Raw genomic sequence first — 18,607 nt, 5'->3', positions numbered from 1 at the left:
GATACTAAATTAGGTATCTCTTTTTTTTAATCAGATGATGGTTTTACCGTTTTTAACGATTATAAGTTGTTTTCTAAATATTCACGTATTACTAAGTCGGTAAAAAAGCCACTGTGATGACCTCCCCAACATGCGGTTAACGAAAATACACCAGCCTCTAGTTTTAATTCTTTTTTGTCTTCAGCACCTTCGTTAGGAATGCAATACACTTCGATAGAATTAATACTTTCTTGTATGGCTTCCTTGCCCATATCATCTTTACAAACTTCTTTTAAACCATCTGTTAGGCGTTGTAAACATACACTTGGAACAAATTTTATAAAATCCATTTCAAAGGTATCCCAATTAATATGAATTGGGATATCTTTTCCTGTAATCTCATTAATTTCTTTTTGATAATCTGCTAAATATTGATCTTCTATTGCCTTTGCAGCTCTTTTTTCTTGTAATCCCATGATTTGTAATTTTTAGGTTTATTAATAAGTCAAAGGTATTAGAAGCCATATTAAAAAATACACCGTCTTTAAGGGAATGTATAAACTCACGGAATTCCGTGATGCCGTGTTTCGGTTTTAATTCTAAATTTATATATCCAAAAGGATCGTTTATGAAAATTGAAATTGTATCAGTAATTTGCCTCGGTATTATTGCACTTATCGTAGTTGGATGTGTCAATTATATCGGAATTTCCAAAAAACAGGCGGCACAGAATTTAAAAGCCTATTTAGATAGAGAATATCAAGGGGAGTTAAGTTATAGTGATTTAAAACGTTTTTTTAATGCCGCTACCATAGATCCAAATATTTTTGGTGTGCTGATTTATAATAAAGAAATTCCCGAAATTGAATTTTACACCTATATTAATGCGAAACATATTTTAGAGGACGACACATTGCCACTGTATGCAAAAAGTGATTCAATTACTTTTGAAGATTTATATCAAGAGGCTGTAAAACGCTATAAAACGAGGCAAACGATAAAAGCTGATTTTAAAAAGGACATTCCTGAAATTGAATTTACCACAGATGCCATTCACTTGATTTTTGATGAAGACCTAAACCCTGAAGTATTAGAACTGCTACTTACGCGTTTTGTTAAGCGATTGAACCAATCTTATGAAGATTTAGATAGTATCTTTAAATATAGGTTGTTAATTAAAACACCAGAGCATCCTGATGGTTTTATAGATATTCCTTTAGAGAGTGATGGTTATCAATGGCATGCACAACCCATTACACTTTCCGAGAACTGTAATAATTTTGAAGATTTTAAAACATTGATTGAGGCAGCTATACAAGCAAAATTAGATACTGCTTATCCTCATTTTAAAATTAACGATTACAGAAAACTCTATTTAGATAAAACCTCTTTGTCTAAAGGAGCTTGGGTACAATATCTTGATGATAAAAATGTACATAATACGTTAGACGGAATATGGGTAAACCCACAAAAGGGAATTTATATTGTTTATTTTGATTTACAAACCCAATTCATTTATCGTGGTGAAATGCTGACGGAAGACAGTGATAAGATGACTTATAATGAGCGTGTTGCCAAAATTAAAGAGGCTTTGGCAGCAGAGGGCTTGACGATTAACTAAATAAGAACAGGCTTAAATAATTGCCATTCAAGCCTGTTTGGTTTAATCAAATATGCCTGATTCTATGGCGTATTTTACGGCTCCTGTTGTGGTTTTGGAACCTGTTTTTAAAAGAATATTTTTTCGATGTGTTTCTACAGTGTTTACCGAAATAAATAACTTTTCTGAAATTTCCTTAGAGGTTAATTCATCAGCTAACAGTGCTAAGACTTCTTTTTCACGAGGCGACAATTCTATGTTTTTATACTTTTTACGCTCAAAGACACTTTCCATATAGCGTTGTTTAATAATCTCAGAAAAATACTGTTCATTATCTAAAACGGTTCTTACTGCTTTCTGTAATTCATCTTTGCTTGTAAATTTAGGGACAAAACCGTCGGCTCCTTTTTGTATGACTTTATGTACCGTTCTGTGGTTGTCTAGCATACTAAGCATAATGATTTTTACATCGCTATGTTTTTTCTTAATCGCTGTAAGCAATTCAATACCATCCATTTTTGGCATATTGATATCGCTTATAATTAGACCAATATCAAACTGATTGAGTAATCGGATCACTTGTTTCCCTTCGGTTGCTAAATGCACTTCGCCAATTTCTTCCATATCACTTAATATGGTGTTTATGCCTTCTAAAAACATAAGGTGGTCGTCTGCTATAATGATGTTTGTTTTTTTCACAATCTTTATTTAATAGGAATATTTATAGTGATTGAGGTACCGTTACCTTGGCTACTATCAATGTCTATATTGCCATTAACTTTTTGTAAGCGTTCTTTTATATTACGAAGGCCTATTCCTTGTTTTTTATGTTTCTTAAATCCTTTGCCATTATCATTAATCACAATATTTAAGTGATCTTCATGCTTGGTGAGTTGTACGTCGGCATGCGTGGCTTGGGAGTGTTTTAGAATATTATTCACTAATTCTTGTACAATACGGTAAGCATCTGCTAAAAGGTCTTCCGGTAATTGATCTATGTCTTCTTCAGGAAAGAAAAAGGTTTGAATTTTAATATCAGATTTTGAGGTGATTTGACTGATGAAATCAGTTAAGAAACTCGTGAAACCTATTTTTGAAAACGACAAAGGATGCAGCTGGTGCGATAGACTTCGTATATCAACACAAGCATTATTTATAGCCTTTGCAATTCTTTTAGACTGCGGTTCGTTATTATAGTTTTCGGCATAATGCTCAAAAGCGATTTTTATACCAGCTAAATCACTTCCAATACCATCATGAATTTCTCTCGCCAATCGAGCGCGTTCTTCGTCTTGCCCTTCTTGGTACCGTTCTATAACAGATAGTTTATGATCTTTTATCATTTGACTGATTTTCTGTTTTGCATTTTCGTCTTGTTGCAAGGTCAGTTCTTTTTGCACACGTAAACGCTGAACATATAAATACCGCAATATAATTAAGGTAATTAAAACCAAAACAAATCCTGCAATAAACACGTTTCTAATTAAGCGTTGCCGCTTCACTGTTAGTTCTGCTTTTTGTAATTCGGCTTCACTTAATTTTTGTTCTTGCTCTAAAAGTTGTATTCGGGTTTCTTTTAATTGGGTTTCATAACGTTCTTGGATCTGAGCAACATATTTCTCTTTGTCAAGTGAGTTTAGTTCTGCTCCTGTTGTCACTCCTTTTTGATAATAATATAGGGCACTTTTATAATTACCTTCTTCTTGGTAAAGCTGCGCTAAGTTTTTATAAATATCAGCTTTGTAGATTAGTAATGATTGTTCTTCACCTAAGGCTAATGCTTGTTGAAAATACGCTATAGCCGCTTTAGTATGTCCTAGTTTACTTTCGCATAATCCCAAATCGTTTAATACAATTGTGATGTCTGAATTGAATTGAAGTTCTTTTAAAAGTGCAAGTGTTTTTTTTAGTGACACCACAGCTTCTTCACATTTGCCTTCTTCTACAAGCATTTGTGAAAGGTTGATGTTGATATAAGCAACGACGGCTTTGTTGCCTTGTTTTTTTCTGTAGTCTAAGACGGTTGCATAATGTTTTCGAGCTTCATTAAATTGCTTTTGCTCTTTTAAAATATTGGCAAAATTAAATAAGGTTGTCAGTACGCCATCGTCATTTTCTAGTTCTCGATAAAGCTTAGCGGCACGATCTAAATTTTCTGTGGCTTTCTTAAACTTTTTTTGAATGACATAAAGTGTTGCTATATTTTGGTAGGCGTTAGCTTCTTGCATTTTATTGTCGTTAGCTTTCGCGTGGCTTAAGCACTGTATAAAGCTATCCATCGCTTTCGGATAGTTTCCAAGGTTTTTATACCCTAAGGCTAAAATATTATAGCAGGCATCTAAGCCGTTTTCCACGTTAATTGACTTAAGTAAAGCAATAGCTTCATTCGTATATTTAATGGTGTTTTTATACTCTCCCGAAATATTACCTAGATTTCCTAAAGCATAAAGTGCTCTAGCAACTTGAAATCCATGTTTAATTTTTTGCTTTCTTCTAGCCATTTTAAGGCCGCTTTTTTTGCTTTTTGTGGGTTTTTATATACATTTTCGCCATAAACTATAGCTAAGGAGTCTAGCAATGGTGTGTTTTGTGATGTTTGTGCTATCACACTATTTAGGACACCGCAAAAAAAGAAGAAACAGAATAAGTTATATTTTATGTATATGTTCATGTGGAAAGCAAAATTAATCTCTTTATGTGAAATATTCGGACCTAATTTTAGATTTCATTTCTTTTAACATGTTGAGTTCTCCATTTTTTAAATTTATATCTAATTTAGATAGGGTTTCTAGGATATTGTGTTGTAGAAACAGATTGTCTTTATAATGTGTTTTTGTGATCTCTAAATGTTCTAGTAAAGCCTTGTGAGATGGGTAGGGTTTACTTAAATACATGGCGTTGTATTTGGTGTAATCTTCTAGGTGCCCTAAAGTTTTATGTACATCTTTTAATACTTTTAGCATTAGATGATATTGATCTTTAGGAAAATTATAGAATGTATATTCTGGGTAGCTTTGTAATAGATGTTGAAGAGCTATTAAGACGTCGTCATATTGTTTGTTGTCTTGTAATACACAAAAATAATCATAATTTAATTCCCAATCAATGGCTTCTGGTGTTTCTTCTTTAATGGTTTTGTAAAGTTGAACGGCTGCAGAATAATTGGAATTTTCTTTTAAACATAGACATGCGAGTTTTAAATAATATCCCTTGTTAGATGATAGTTTAGCAGCGGTTTTTAGAGACTCGGCAGCAGCAATATTCTGTTGTAACATCCAGTGGATTAACCCGTTGTTTCTGTAGTCTATAAATGTTGTTGGCTCTTTAACTAAATGGTTTTCAGTAAGCGCTTCTAAATCGTCTGGTTTTTGTAAAAAACCGTAAAAGCAGACCCAATGAAATACCGGATATAATGCCGTTGGTAGTTGTCCTTGCTCATGATTGTAAATAGCGTACTTGTAACATTCTTTATAATTTCCCATTTCTAAAAGTACTTCAATACACATATTCATGGTGCTACAGTAATCATTATCACCATCGTTGTAAAAATTGATTTCTTTTTGCATATCTTCAAAAAAGGCGGTGTAATTATGATGTACTCTATGAATCATCATACGTAAATTATACAGCCAAGGGGCATAAGAATGTGGTGGTAAAGGGAAGTCTTCAAGAGCCTCATTAATCACTTCAAGCGCTTCATCATACCGTTGTAGCTTTACTAATGCACGTGCTTTAAAATATAAGGTTTTTAGCGTGGGGTGTGATCTTTTATGAAATAAATCTACAATATCTAAAATACCTTGCCAGCTTTGAATTCTATTATTAACCTCAAGCAGATAAAATAAATATTCACTCATTCTAAGGCCGCACCTAAAGGCATCATGGTAAGCTGCGGCCGTTTCATTATAATTGTTTTCAGCGAAGAAAGTTTTGGCTTTTAAGACTAACAATAAGGGGTTTTTAGGGTTTAATGCTAAGCCCTGTTGTACACTACTATTTTGAATTTGCCTGTTTTTGGTATAATAATTTGCTGAATTCCCAACTAATAGATGATGATGCTGTGCCAATTGCCATTTTGAATTGGCTATAGCTTGCATATAGACTTTATATTCTTTGAAATTTGTGAATGTTTCTTCTGGAAATTCTGGTTTGGGAGGAGTGCTTAAAATCTGAGAAACCAAATAATACATCATAAAAGATTTAGCATAATCGGCTAATAGGTATTGGGTTTGTTCTGTTAATTCTAAATGTTTCCATTCGGTATTCCAATATTGTAAAATTTCTGCAGAGCTATTTTCCCATAAGTCCACTTGTATGTAGGTGAGGTTTTTGCTTTTAGAGTCTAATCGATTGTCTAATTGTAGGCCTTTTAAAACGTTTAAATGATGTGTAGCCGATGCTAATTCTAATAATTCATAGCAGTCTGATTCTTCGGATGAATTGCATAAGTATTCTAATTGGGCACTTTCTACGTCCCAAAGTAATAATTGGGCTTCTGTAAGTGCAGGATAACATTCTAAAAGGTATTTTAGAATTAGGATGGCCTCAGAAAAGCGGTGCTCATGTTGTAGTTTTAGGGCATAATGGAAGTGTAAGGTTTCGTTATATGGGTGTGCTACTAGGGCTCTTTCGTAAATCGATGCTTCACATTGTTTGTAATAACTACAAATTAATTCATAATCCGAAGCCTGTACCTCTTTTATGGTTTCTAAAGCTTCTAAATACGATTGTAAAACAGTCATATTGATGTCTTCGAAAGCCGTAATATATAACATCACAATACGATAGTATCGCGCATAATCTACAGAGTCATTTAATACTTCAATATGGTCTTGAACCGCTGTAATATGAGGTTTGATATGCGTAAAAAGATTGGCCTTGTATAATTCTTCTGCGCGTTCAATATGTTTTATAAGGTCTACTCTTGTTAAGCTCATTTGTTCCATGTTTTAAACCAATTGGCGTGTTGAATGTGCAGTCTTTGATAATGTTCCCATAGCGTATCTGTTCCTGGGAATTTGCTTATGTTTTGTTCGGTTGTCCCTAAAACATATTCATCTCCAAGGCATACGTTTCTATGGAATTCACTCCAACTCGAAAAGCTAGTTTTTATACGTGTATTCACATCGTCTAAGCGCAATATGAGTTCTTCAATACTAATAAACCCGACAACACCAGCTAAACGCATTAGAAAAATATAGTATGCCAATTCGTAGCCTATGAGCTTCTGTTCTTTTAAGCTAAAACGGTATTTCCAAACCATTTTATAGATACGTTTTGCATTTGGGTTTTCTTGTGCATTGTATTTTGCATCAAAGCTATCGGTGGTGTCATTACGGAACTCTCTTGCTAACTTTTCAAAGGCATTAGAAACCATGTCTCCATTTTCATAGCGTTGTAGACTATTTCGTAAATGCAAACCTGATGTAATGCCGTATAAGTTCAGTAATCGTTTGGCTTGTTTGACTTGCATTGCGTCTTCGAGATTAAAACCAAACCAACTTGTTAAATCGGCGTTTTTATGATTTTTCTTTAAAATCAAGGCCGATAAATTTAATTGGTCTTGTATTTTGGGGGTGATATCTTGTGTCATTCTTTTATGCATTTAAATCGTCAATGACTTGTCGTAAAACATTTGTTAAGTCTTCGGGATAGGCTCCAGATTTCGTCATTGCTTTTAAACCCATAGCATACGAACTTGCCAGTTTAGAACCTTTGGTCAATTGCACAAACAAGCTTCTGCATAAGGTTCCGAAAGTTTCTAAGGTGGTGCCTGGTGCTAAGTCGGTATCTAATAAGGTCATATATAACGCTTGACTAAATCGGCTTTCTAAACCTGTTTCATCACATAATAGCCAAATTTTAAAGTCTTTTATTCTGTAGTCTAAAACTTTTAAAAGTTGGATATCGCAAGTACCTTCTGTTTTATAATGCTCTAGGTTGTGTACTATAATCTCCACAAATTTTCGATCAATTTGAACATTTTCTATTTCAATTTGTGGTGAATTGAGTTGCTCTATAAGGGCGTTGGTCTCTGTAATTGATTCTTGTGCCGAATGAAAATCGTAATAGCCATTTATGGCATTTATTAAAGCTGTTTTATTCTGAAAACCATAAGTTTCATTTTTGCTATATTCATGCAAGTAACGTATGGTGTGTTCGCCTAATTTGTCTTTATCTAATTCTTGAAGAAGATCTGTTAAATACGTTTCAATTTGTGTTGATAGACCATTAAATACAGCTTGATTAGTGAGACACTGTTTGCTTTTTTTATGAAAGTGAAGTAGCCGGTTTATAGTGTCGTTTATGACGTACGTAATGTCGTCTTCGATACGATTAAAAAAAATAGCCGTTCGTTGACCTTGTGTTTCTAACATTTCTGAAACCCAAACGGCTTCGGTGGTTGCGCTGTAATAGTAATCGCTTAGAAAATTATACCAAGACTGCACGCGATTTAAGTGAAGCGGTGTGGTATCTGTTATATAATGATGTTTTGCAAAATTATTACACAGGTCCACAATGCAATGATCAATATGTTTTAGTGCCCAAATTTCATTAACACGCATAAAGTTTCCGGCATCAACGCATAAGGTCGTCAGAATCTTTACAATTAAAGGTAACTGTTGTTTTCTAATAGCCTCAGAAGCTTGACTTGCTGAGTAAGCCATGGCAATAGCATAAATGTGTAAGACTTCTTGTTGGGCCTCATTATATAAGTTCAATAAAGATTTGCGAGCATCATAAAGCGTCAGTAGTAGAAATTGATTTAATGGATTTTTAATCCCTTCTTTTTGTAAGCCCTCTAGCCAAGTTTTAAAATTCTCGTCAATTTGAAAGACCTTAGTTAGTAAAAAATCACCGGTAAGCTGTAGATCCTTATGCTCAAAACGCATCAAAGGTAATTGGTTATGTTCCGTTTGGATTAATAAATTTGAAAACAAACGGTTATATAGATCCATTTGGTTTTTTATACCCGATTTGGGATGGCATTTTTGAAACCAAAATGGAATGTATTGCACAGGTAGTGCTCGAGCTGTATTGTTGCTTAAAATAGATTTCCCGTAATCTTGAAATGCTTCGGAATAAAAATTACTTCCGCCATCAACTGATAACCAATCTAAAAATCGTAAATAACAAGCATCGACTTGTAGATGTGGAATCGTTTTATCTCTATGACTAAAAATTAATACATCACCAGCATCCCAGACTTTAGAGCCTAAAGCAGCAATTAGTGGGTAAAAATTATCGGCTGTTTTGATATTAAGTAACTCCAAGCTTTTAGCTTCTTGAAAAATTAAACGATCTTTTATGGCTTGGTGTGCCGCAAAGGCTAATTCTATGTGCGCTTTGTAAAAGTTTGCTAAATCGGAACTTAACCAAGGAGTGATTAGTTCATAAGCACTGGTATTGTATATACGACCAACTGGTAATATGTGGTGTAAGTCTGTTGTTAATTGCTGCCAGTTGCCGGTGTAAAAATGCTCAACAAAATCGGTGTTGATTTTAAATGGAAAGTCTATGGACACATTGTCTGAATTGACAATTGTATAGTTGCCAACTAAAATAGAGTGCTCAAGACATTGTTGAATTAAAAAATCTGAACTCAGATAATCTCTAATATCAAGAGCCCGATGAATTAAAAAGTGTGCTACAGGAAATGAGGCTGCGGAAGCACTATGTACTAATATGTATATAACTTCAAAGACTTTATTTATTAAGGTTTCCGAAAGGTCTTTAGAAGACATATAGCCAAGACTGAAGTTTAAAAAATCGACCAGTTTATTTGTGCTTTGTTTATCAGGATAAAATCCCGCTTTTAAAAGTGGAAGCCAAGAGGCGATAAACTCTAAACCTTGTTGTTCATTTGCATATATTTTAGGATGGTTATAGAGATGTTGTGCTAGATTTTCTGTAAACGCAGCACTAGTAGATTGGGTAGTACTACTGTTTTTAGCATTTTTATAGGCTTCAGAGTCTGTAGCATCTATCAATTCTAAAATAAGAAGGAGGGCTTTTGCTTCAGAAGCTTCAAGAGACGCTGTATTTAATTTAGGTAGGCTATGCGCTTTAAAAATGGCAAACATATGCTGGGAGTTATTCAAATTATAGTCTGTTTTTAATATTAACAAGGTACTTTAGAACCATGAAATCCTTATCACTGAAACTAATGATTTTTAACATTAAAGATGCTAAGCCCTAAGATAATCATAGTTTTAATTTTAATGAAATGGCTCTGATAGAATTTTGATGCATTGTCGTTTTGGGCCATAACTTCCGTATACCGTATTAAATTCTGTGTCTAGTTTTTGAAGTAATTGCTCGTAAGAAAAACTTGGAATTTGATCTAAACACGTTATTAGTAATTGTTTTTGAAGCTTTATATCTTGATGGTGAATGGCATCGCAACTTAAGGCATAATTTAGCAATTCTGCATCTAAGGCTTGGGTTCTAAATTCACCTTGAAACTCATTGGTAACGTTTGCTTCATTTTCATTATTCTGCAATGTGACTGTTTCGGTGTTAGACATAGGGCCGTTGCCATGACGTGTTTGATAACAGCGCGTAACGTAATAAACCTCTATTTCTTCGGAATGTTTTAAGTGTGTTTTTATGAGCTGAATCGCAGTTTTAGACGTGGTATAACTCCAAGTGGTGTGGGGGTGAAAACCATGTTGCGTGTCTAGTAAAATACCTTGACTGCCTTCAAAAATAAAGTGTTCAAAATTTGATGATAATTCGGAAAGCGTCGCTAAACAATACAAGTTCTGAATCGCTAGACAACTTTCTATAAAGTAATCTTCGTTATAATTTAAAAGTTCGTTTTTATAATAGTCCCGAACATTTTGGGGTTGTGTTTTTAGTTGTGTGTCGTAATACGTTTTTACACTCTGTAAACGTTGTTTTAAAACCCATTGAAACTGTAAATCATTGGCATAGAAATAAACTTCGGCCCTGTTTCTCGCAATTGTAGTTCCAAATCCTAAACCACAAGAGCCATGATTTTGTTGTTTTTCAATGGCTCTGTTATAGGCAATGTCGTAAACGGTGGTCACCATGGCCAAGGGGTGAAGGTAGAGTTTGGGTTGATACGCTTTTAGAAAATGACCTTCGGTTAGAATCGCTGGCGGAAATAGGCTTGTGTGTTCCGAATAATACGTTGGCACGCCCAATAAAGTGCCTGACCCAAAATTACTAAAGGTGTGTGTAAGGGTATCTGTGCTTACGGTATGCCCAATTTGATGCCCACCCGAAAACCGAACAACTAAACTTTTTTCAGGATGTTGCGATGCCAGAAAATCCGTCGTTAGGCCTTTTCCGGCATCACCAAATCCTAAATCTATAACGATGCTACACTTTGGCATTTACAACATATTTTCTATGTTGATACCAGAACTATCAGAAGACGTATCTGTTGGTTGGGAAGTACTTGGTCTGTGATGTTGAATCACAACTTCTGCAATGCGTTTTGCTACCGTTTTAAAATCTGAAATTTCTATAAAGTTGTCACCTAAAAGGCTTTTCCAGTTTCCTTTACGTTTCTCTAGTTTTGCCCATTCATTATGCTCTAAATGCATGTGAAACACATGGTATTTTTCTTGTGCCTCTTCAATAATGGCCTCAGTGGTTATGGTTTCTGCTTCGTCTGCATTGGTATATCTTTTAATGATTTCTGCAGGAATGGTAGGAAATACGGGTTCATCACCAATGGTAAACAAAAACCCTTTTTGTTGTCTTTTTTCCCAACAATCAATTGAAGTATGACGTGCAGCAAACAAATGCGCTAAATTATATCCTTCTTGGTTGTTTCCGCCACCACATCCTTCTAAATATACTCGGGTTAGCCAACGGTCTAACAATTCAGCAGAGGATTCAAACTGTCCAACTTGTAACGGGGCTTGGTCATATATAAAATCACCTATACCCATAAATAAAACTTGTGGATGTTCAATGCCAGCTTCCATTAAAGACCCAATAAGATCTGGCAGGGCTTCCTTCACAATGTGTTCTGGTACAAAGCCCATACTTCCTGTAACATCTAAACCTACAATAATGGATACGGTTTCTGGATGTTCTTTTGAATCTCTCGATTCTCTGACGCGTACGTTGGCAGGATCCATTTCTGGATCGATTTGTCTAGAGGTAAATATTTCATCTCTAGATTTAGCGCTGTAGCCTTTAGATTTTCTTAATTGCGTATACGCATCGTAACTAAATCGTCCTCCTCCCATAATTATAATTCGTTTATTGTACCACCAAATAAATGCGCATAACGCTTTTTGGCTAGTTCTAATTTTATTTCTAAGTTTCTAATCTTTACAGCCATTTCTAAGTCTTTGGCAACATAGTCTTTGGCGTTAAAATCGGAAGCTAAAACCAAACTATTTGCGTCTGTGGGACTCATGTCTAACATGTTTTCTTGTTCGCGTTTTAAGCGTTTTAAAGAGAGCGCTAAATCTTCGGTTTCGCGCTTGTATAGCAATTGAGCATCTTCGGCAATAGCATTTGCACGATCGTCTCTTATTTTTTCATTGTTGCGCTTTAATGATTCTAAAAACGCAGCGCTTTTAACTTGATCTTCCATAAAATTTATTTTCAACAAAGTTAGATCTCGTTATGGTTTTATTTATCCCTGAAAAGGGTGATTTTATTTTTTGGCTGTGTAAACTTCAATTGACATCATTTTAGAAAAGATACATTATTAGCATTTAAATATCACTGAATACTGGCATGCCGTATTTACATCGAGTCATTACCTTTGGCCTTTTTTAAACGTATTTATGACAACATTACATTTATCTTCAAAAGGGTTTCGTATTAATTCGGTATCCATTGTGTTTCCTGTGGCTTTACAGACTTTAAAAGAATGTTTAAATGATGATTACCGCATCGTCAAAAGAAAAAGTAATACTATTTTTACTTGAGATTTTTAGGGATTTTAGCCTATTCAAAAAAGGGTGAGCTTATAGAATCGCTAACGGTGCAATTAGAATTTGAAACGTATGATTTTAGTCCAAAGCAGCTATTTTCAGGACTATTTCACTTTAATAATCAGGATATTGTCAATTACTACAGGACACATAAAAACCAACGCGTAAAATTGTTTAGAGGCGATACTAGTGGTGCATTAGTTGTCAATACAATTAGTGCTTGGTTTGATAGTGATGATGATCGTATTTATGCAATTGAAGTGGGGACCTACAAACCATATACCCGTTGGGAAGGGATTCCGGAAGATAAATACATCATAAAACCCTTGGAAGAAGAAATATTGACTTTTGAAGATTTTGGGTTTAAACTCTCTATTATTGAAGCGTTAATGTACACGCAAGAATTGTTGAAACCTCAATTTGATATACATGAATTTGCAAAATGGTATAGAGCTAGAGAGATCAATATTGATGAAGAAGGATATGGGCCAATAGCAGAAGTAGAACGCTATTTTAAAGATTTACCAATCCCAAAGCGTTTGGCTAAGGAGGTTACAGAAATTCATCAAGACGGAGGTAACGATATTTATATGAATTTAGCCCCTTTTTCTGGAGGAGCCGTAGACTATTGGGATATAGAATGTAGTGTAGATGCTAAACAATTTCCTAACTTAAAAAAAGCAATCTTGTGCTATGCTAAAGATAACGTTTATGATGAATTTATAGCAATGGGTATAGCGACTGAATGGTTGTAGAAACAACATAACGTCTAAACGACAAGATTATTTTAAGCACGCTAGTTAAAGCGTGCTTTTTTTATCTGCTAATATTTTTAAAACTAGAATTCAGTATTTATAGATATCATTAATTTCAGTGATAGAACGTGGCGTCTTAAATTCTAATTTTGCCTTGTAAAATAAAAACAACACGATAATGGGATTGGCGATTACTAGCGGCATTTTAGCAGATTTTATAGAGAACGAACCAGAGGGTTATGAAGCTTACAATGTTATTTTTGAAAATATCAATGTGATATTGGCGGCAAATAATTTAGAGCCACACCAAGAACCCCATGTTTTAGAAAGGGCACCATTGAACTCAGGAGGTTTTCCTTATGTGTTTTTACATTTTTTAAGACGTTTTGCTGCGCACGTTTGGGAAAATGAAGCTAATGACAATTGGAAGCCAACACCTTTTTCATTAGATGAAGAACCCTATGATGATGCTATTTTAGAAGAACATTATTCTTATATGTCTAGTCATCTTTTAACGCATTCTGATGCTGAAGGTTTTTACCTTCCTATAGAATTGCCAGAAGTTCTTTTTGATACCGATGAAACACCTGTGCCCGGAGCAATGATTGGCTCGTCGTACCAGCTGCTAAGGGAGTTAAAAAGTCTTACTAAATATTTAGGGATCACTCTAAACGAAAATGATATTGTTTCCAATTTACCAGAAGTCAATAAAAAAATTACGGATAGAGGTGATTTTTGGGTAGAGACCTTAGTTTGCGCAACACTTTTAGATGCCGCTAAATTTAGTATTGCCAACCATACGGCAATCGTTTTTAATTAATATACGGTTTACTAGATACTTATTTCAACAACACACGATAATATACGTTTTATGGAATTGACAAAACAGACTATAGAAACCATCAAGCAAGAGTGGAATACATTAGGACACAAATATGCTACTGATGTGAATGCCATGGTGGAATTTGGAGATACTAATGGCTGGGAAAACTGGAAAGGTGAAGAACCTAAAGATGAAAGAGACCATTTGGCAGATGCTGTTTATGAACTTTTAAAAGCGGCGAATAAAAATGATACGGTTGCTGAGTTTCGGACCAATTTTCCGCCAGCACATGGTCCTCTTGTAAAGTTTATGCAGGAAAAGGGGCAAAGTATAGAGCAATTACATCATATAGAAGATCAAAAAATTGTCTTTGTAGTAGGAACAGCTTATCAAAAACGACAGGCGTATATACTAAAAGCCGATGAGGTCATTGCACTTGATACGACTATTAATGTGATAGGAAAATCTAAGCAACATAATGTTTTCGCCATAATATCAAATAATACTATTGTAACCACCCAAGGATGGGAAGGTGCTGTTATTGCGACATTTAAATTAGATAAGGCTAAGAATTTAGGTATTTCGGAATTGATTCCGTTTAACGACGGACTTAAAGTTTTATTGGTAACATCTGAAGGGATTTTTATCATTTCTAGTGAAGGTGAAAAGATGATTCATCCTATTGAAGATTTAGAGGATGATGAATGGGAACCTTATATGGATATGCAAAATGGAACACTTTCTAACGATAATAGGTACATTGTTGTTGGTGACCAATGTTGTGATCATAGAATTTTAGATGCCAATGGTGACGAAATAGGTCAAATTGGTGCACAATCTTCTTACCCAGATTTCTGTCTTTTTTCTAAAGATGACCAACAGTTAATTACAAATTCTTGTCACTTTTATAATGGTGTTACCATTGGAGTTGATACTTCAAACGTAAAAGGTCTCCATATAACAGCTTATGAAGAAAGTGACTATTATACAACTATAGATGATGGTATGCGCGTGTATTGTGGTGTTGCAACTTCAAAATATTATATTTTAGGAGATGCCTATGGGTATATTAAAGCAATTGATACACAAGGTCATTGTTTTTGGAAATACTTTTTAGGATCTACAATTACAGGAATAACTATTTCTGAAGACGAAAGTACCTTATGGGTCGGTTCAGCTTCAGGGATGCTTCACAAATTACAATTAGATAAAGGACTTAGAGATAACCATACTATTGGCACCGGAAAACATTATGAAGATTTCCGCCTGGTTTTATGGAAAGATGAACCCATAATGAAATGGTAATAACAGAACCTATTGTTAAGTCTCATCGCTAATAATTTGAGATTTCTAAAAAATTATATCTACAACTAAATACATTTAAATAAATAATTTCAAATTGAAAAATCAACTTTCTTATTTCGTCCTATTATTCGTGTTGCTCTCTTCATGTGGTAAAAAAACGTATACTGCTTTATATCAGGGAGACGGCACAATAATCACTGATAAAACACAGTATCAATTATCTAAAACCCTTTTAAAATTAGATGTTATTTATACGGTAAATGAACCAAGGGTTTTTAAAAATGGGGTAGATCAGGCCTTAACGACAAGTACGACTAAAATCACGATTGAAGATCCTATTAAAATGACGAAGCTTTTAGTTGCTGACCCTTCTCAAACCTTTGTAACAACAGGTCATTTATTACCTGAGGCATTATTTGTAAATGCTGCAGCTCATGCTAAATCACATGTTGAAGGAGAAACTATTAGTGTTCCGTCAGAACCTATAACAACTAATGAAACACTACGGTTAGCGTCTTTAACAGATTCTAGCATAGAAGCAGAAGCTTATGCTTCGGTTTTAAAAATGAAGGATAATATAGATAAAGTGACTACAAAAGAAGATGCCGAATTAGCCTTAAATATTGTGTTTTTTTATAAAAGTCAGTTTACAATGATTAACGAAGATTTTAAACCTTATGTTAAAAAAACGAAACTAAAATACACCATTATCATTGATCCAACGGAGCTCTATTCTGAGGAAGGACGTTGGTCCAATACTCAAGATCATTCGATTTTCCATACCATATATCCTAAGCATATTTTTAAAAATAGAGGCATCTTAAATACTATTCTTACATTAGAATTTCCAAAACCAGAAGTATCCTTATTACCAGAATTGGAAAATAAAGCAACGGTTGAAGGTGTTGTATATCGTCTTCCATCTAAAGCGAATTTTACAGTTGCATTAAATGATACGTTTGTAGCCTCAGATGCATTAGGTTTGGCTCAATTAGGAGCTGTTAAAATGGTTTCACTTAAAGATTTAGAAAAAATGGAAGGGGCACCTGCTATGTTCTTTAAGCCTAATGCCAAAGATGACATTCTTAAGTTTGAAGAAAAATTAGTGGAGTTAGATTTCGATTCTAGTGCGACTATTGAAGCATCACAAATGGCAATTAAAAGCGCATACGCAGAGAAATTGAAAAATATCGATTTACTTATAGAAAGCCTTCAAGAACGTAAAAACGAATTGGAATAATCCATTCGTAAAAAAGCAAATTAATGGGGCATATATAAGAGCTTAACAAAGGAGGGACCTTTGTTGGTGCCAAGGATATCTGTTTGTGATAGCGCTGTTAGGTTTGGGTATAGTTTAAAAATTTTTTAAGATAAAAATATAAAATAGAATGAGTCAAGAACAGAAAGAGGTATTTTATGCACCGCAAAATGAAAAAATGATAACCGCTAGTCGTAGAGCTAGAGAAACGTTCAATTATTTCTGGCGTGAAATATATTGGGAAGCTAAGCGTGTTGTTCCTGCACACGATTTAGCCTTAGTAAAATTCCCATTTCAACAAGAATTTGAAGGTCGATCAGAGGCGGTTGTAGAACATATGTGGATTAGTGAGATTGATTTTGATGGCGAAATGATAACAGGTGTTTTAATGAATGCTCCCAATCAACTCACCAATGTCTCTGAAGGAGATACAATCTCTAGACATCTATCGGAAATATCCGATTGGATGCTAGCTATAGACCGTAAAACATATGGTGGGTTTACCATTCAGGTACTACGTTCTGGTATGACGGCTCAGGCTAGAGCACAACATGATTCTACTTGGGGATTAGATTTTGGTGATCATAATAACGTACTGGTTGCTTATCAGCAAGAAGAAAATGAAGAAAACTTAATCGAGCATCCCATGAGTAAAGCTATGGAGCAACCTGCAAGAGATTACTTTGAAGCGAATCTAGAAGTGGTTACGGCTGCAGATGAAAATGGTATAACTAGATTACATACAGAAACCATTGCCGGAAATAAAATTGCTGTTGATATTCTATTATCTCTTGGGGCTGATAAAACAGCTAAAACCAATACAGGTAAGACAGCTTTAGACTATGCTACAGCTTTAAATTGGGCTCACCTTTTACCAGTTTTAAAATAATGTAATACATCATTTTTAAAATGAAAACTACATTTTTATACATTTTTATTGGAATTTTATGCATTCTTGCACTTTCGTGGTTGTTTTTTAACCATCAGGAAGATGCAAGCGTGGATTTAATTTTTGATAAAAAAATTATAGATGGAGACCTTGTTTTTCGCTCTGTAACTACTGAAAATTCCGAAGCAACACATTATAATGAATTTGGAATTATCCAAAAATCTTTAGGAAAACTATATGTTTGGGATAACCAAAATACAATGAAAAAAAGTTTTCAAGACTGGGCAAAGGAAGGAAACGGAGGGCCTATTAAAGTTTATAGTATAAAATCTTCATACTTTAATTTCAATAGCTTAGAACTGCAAAACGGAACTTATAACCATGTCATGAATTCTGAAGCATTAGAGTTTATAACTGAGAGTAAATCAAAAAATTAAAAACATTAATATGGATACGATAGCAGATAAATATATCTCAGGACTAAAAAGTGCTTATTATAATGCTAAAGGCAAAGACATTTGGGACCATTTTGAAAACGTAAAACATGGCGCGTCTCAAGAAGATTTAGATCAACTTAAAGCAGCTTGTCCTTCTATTCCTAAGGCGTTAATTAATCTATTGCAGTATGTAGATGGTACGTATTGGAGAACCTATGGAGACGAAGATATTGCTTTTATCCTGTTGGGCTCTGATTTATCTAAACGTCGCTATTACTTATTATCGTCTCAACAAATTTTAGAAAATAAAGATGATGCCCCATATAATTATCAAGATTATTTAGATGGAGAATATGATGGAGTAGATATAGATGAAAAAATCCTGAAAAATGCCAAGGATCTTAATTGGCTTCATTTTTCAGATTGTACAAATAACGGAGGTACATCTCAGCTATACATAGATTATAGTCCTTCAGAAAAAGGCACAATAGGACAGGTAGTGCAGTTTCTTCACGATCCAAATGAGTTTGAAGTAATAGCAGATAGTTTTGAAGCCTATTTACAAATGCTCATAGATAATAAATTTAATTTTATACAAGACGATAATTTAAGATAAAATCTCGTCTTAAGAAC

At 34.3% G+C, this 18,607-nt stretch carries 18 protein-coding genes; 9 read left to right on the top strand and 9 right to left on the bottom strand.

The window, feature by feature from the left end; genetic code table 11:
• Window positions 1-59 precede the first annotated feature (59 nt).
• A complete protein-coding gene (locus ACXGSQ_RS15525) occupies window positions 60-455 on the bottom strand; it encodes a hypothetical protein (protein ID WP_458627061.1) in 396 nt (131 codons plus the stop codon).
• 152 nt (window positions 456-607) lie between these two features.
• Between ACXGSQ_RS15525 and ACXGSQ_RS15520 the strand changes: the two genes are divergently transcribed.
• The gene (locus ACXGSQ_RS15520) at window positions 608-1,600 is read left to right on the top strand and encodes a hypothetical protein (RefSeq protein ID WP_458627060.1); all 993 of its coding nucleotides are present in this window, start codon (window positions 608-610) and stop codon (window positions 1,598-1,600) included.
• A 42-nt stretch (window positions 1,601-1,642) separates the two neighbouring features.
• On the opposite strand, the gene ACXGSQ_RS15515 is transcribed toward ACXGSQ_RS15520, so the two are convergent.
• The 8 genes from ACXGSQ_RS15515 to ACXGSQ_RS15480 all read right to left on the bottom strand — a co-directional run bounded on the left by ACXGSQ_RS15515 (window position 1,643) and on the right by ACXGSQ_RS15480 (window position 12,161).
• Entirely contained in the window at window positions 1,643-2,278 is a 636-nt protein-coding gene (locus tag ACXGSQ_RS15515; protein WP_458627059.1) for a response regulator, read from the bottom strand.
• 5 nt (window positions 2,279-2,283) lie between these two features.
• A complete protein-coding gene (locus tag ACXGSQ_RS15510) occupies window positions 2,284-4,080 on the bottom strand; it encodes a tetratricopeptide repeat-containing sensor histidine kinase (RefSeq protein ID WP_458627058.1) in 1,797 nt (598 codons plus the stop codon).
• A gap of 192 nt (window positions 4,081-4,272) precedes the next feature.
• Window positions 4,273-6,516, bottom strand: a complete 2,244-nt coding sequence (locus ACXGSQ_RS15505) for a tetratricopeptide repeat protein (protein WP_458627057.1) — start codon at window positions 6,514-6,516, stop codon at window positions 4,273-4,275.
• Window positions 6,513-7,172, bottom strand: coding sequence for a DUF1266 domain-containing protein (locus ACXGSQ_RS15500; protein WP_458627056.1), 660 nt, complete (start codon window positions 7,170-7,172; stop codon window positions 6,513-6,515). The genes ACXGSQ_RS15505 and ACXGSQ_RS15500 overlap by 4 nt, the downstream gene beginning before the upstream one ends.
• A gap of 4 nt (window positions 7,173-7,176) precedes the next feature.
• Window positions 7,177-9,663: a hypothetical protein gene (locus ACXGSQ_RS15495; protein ID WP_458627055.1), complete on the bottom strand. Its 2,487-nt coding sequence runs from the start codon at window positions 9,661-9,663 to the stop codon at window positions 7,177-7,179.
• A 135-nt stretch (window positions 9,664-9,798) separates the two neighbouring features.
• On the bottom strand, window positions 9,799-10,941 hold the full coding sequence (locus ACXGSQ_RS15490) for an adenylosuccinate synthetase (RefSeq protein ID WP_458627054.1): 1,143 nt from the start codon (window positions 10,939-10,941) through the stop codon (window positions 9,799-9,801).
• Window positions 10,942-11,808, bottom strand: a complete 867-nt coding sequence (locus ACXGSQ_RS15485; RefSeq protein WP_458627053.1) for a hypothetical protein — start codon at window positions 11,806-11,808, stop codon at window positions 10,942-10,944.
• A gap of 2 nt (window positions 11,809-11,810) precedes the next feature.
• The gene (locus tag ACXGSQ_RS15480) at window positions 11,811-12,161 is read right to left on the bottom strand and encodes a hypothetical protein (RefSeq protein ID WP_458627052.1); all 351 of its coding nucleotides are present in this window, start codon (window positions 12,159-12,161) and stop codon (window positions 11,811-11,813) included.
• A 196-nt stretch (window positions 12,162-12,357) separates the two neighbouring features.
• Between ACXGSQ_RS15480 and ACXGSQ_RS15475 the strand changes: the two genes are divergently transcribed.
• The 8 genes from ACXGSQ_RS15475 (at window position 12,358) to ACXGSQ_RS15440 (ending at window position 18,590) form a co-directional block, all read left to right on the top strand.
• Window positions 12,358-12,501: a DUF7738 domain-containing protein gene (locus ACXGSQ_RS15475; protein WP_458627051.1), complete on the top strand. Its 144-nt coding sequence runs from the start codon at window positions 12,358-12,360 to the stop codon at window positions 12,499-12,501.
• A complete protein-coding gene (locus ACXGSQ_RS15470; RefSeq protein WP_458627050.1) occupies window positions 12,498-13,262 on the top strand; it encodes a DUF6892 domain-containing protein in 765 nt (254 codons plus the stop codon). Before ACXGSQ_RS15475 ends, ACXGSQ_RS15470 begins: the two co-directional genes overlap by 4 nt.
• Before the next feature lie 178 nt (window positions 13,263-13,440).
• A complete protein-coding gene (locus ACXGSQ_RS15465) occupies window positions 13,441-14,082 on the top strand; it encodes a hypothetical protein (protein ID WP_458627049.1) in 642 nt (213 codons plus the stop codon).
• Between the two features lie 51 nt (window positions 14,083-14,133).
• Entirely contained in the window at window positions 14,134-15,390 is a 1,257-nt protein-coding gene (locus tag ACXGSQ_RS15460; RefSeq protein ID WP_458627048.1) for a hypothetical protein, read from the top strand.
• A gap of 94 nt (window positions 15,391-15,484) precedes the next feature.
• Window positions 15,485-16,630: a hypothetical protein gene (locus tag ACXGSQ_RS15455; protein WP_458627047.1), complete on the top strand. Its 1,146-nt coding sequence runs from the start codon at window positions 15,485-15,487 to the stop codon at window positions 16,628-16,630.
• 148 nt (window positions 16,631-16,778) lie between these two features.
• Window positions 16,779-17,537 (top strand): DUF2314 domain-containing protein, encoded by a 759-nt coding sequence (locus ACXGSQ_RS15450; RefSeq protein ID WP_458627046.1) that lies wholly within the window; start codon window positions 16,779-16,781, stop codon window positions 17,535-17,537.
• Window positions 17,538-17,557: 20 nt separating this feature from the next.
• Window positions 17,558-17,974 (top strand): hypothetical protein, encoded by a 417-nt coding sequence (locus ACXGSQ_RS15445; protein ID WP_458627045.1) that lies wholly within the window; start codon window positions 17,558-17,560, stop codon window positions 17,972-17,974.
• Between the two features lie 10 nt (window positions 17,975-17,984).
• Window positions 17,985-18,590, top strand: a complete 606-nt coding sequence (locus ACXGSQ_RS15440; RefSeq protein WP_458627044.1) for an SMI1/KNR4 family protein — start codon at window positions 17,985-17,987, stop codon at window positions 18,588-18,590.
• The last annotated feature ends 17 nt before the right edge of the window (window positions 18,591-18,607 follow it).

It is taken from the genome of Winogradskyella sp. PC D3.3 (assembly GCF_054366245.1).
Note: the sequence above shows the minus strand (reverse complement) of the source record. Positions and strands in the feature narration are given on the sequence as shown.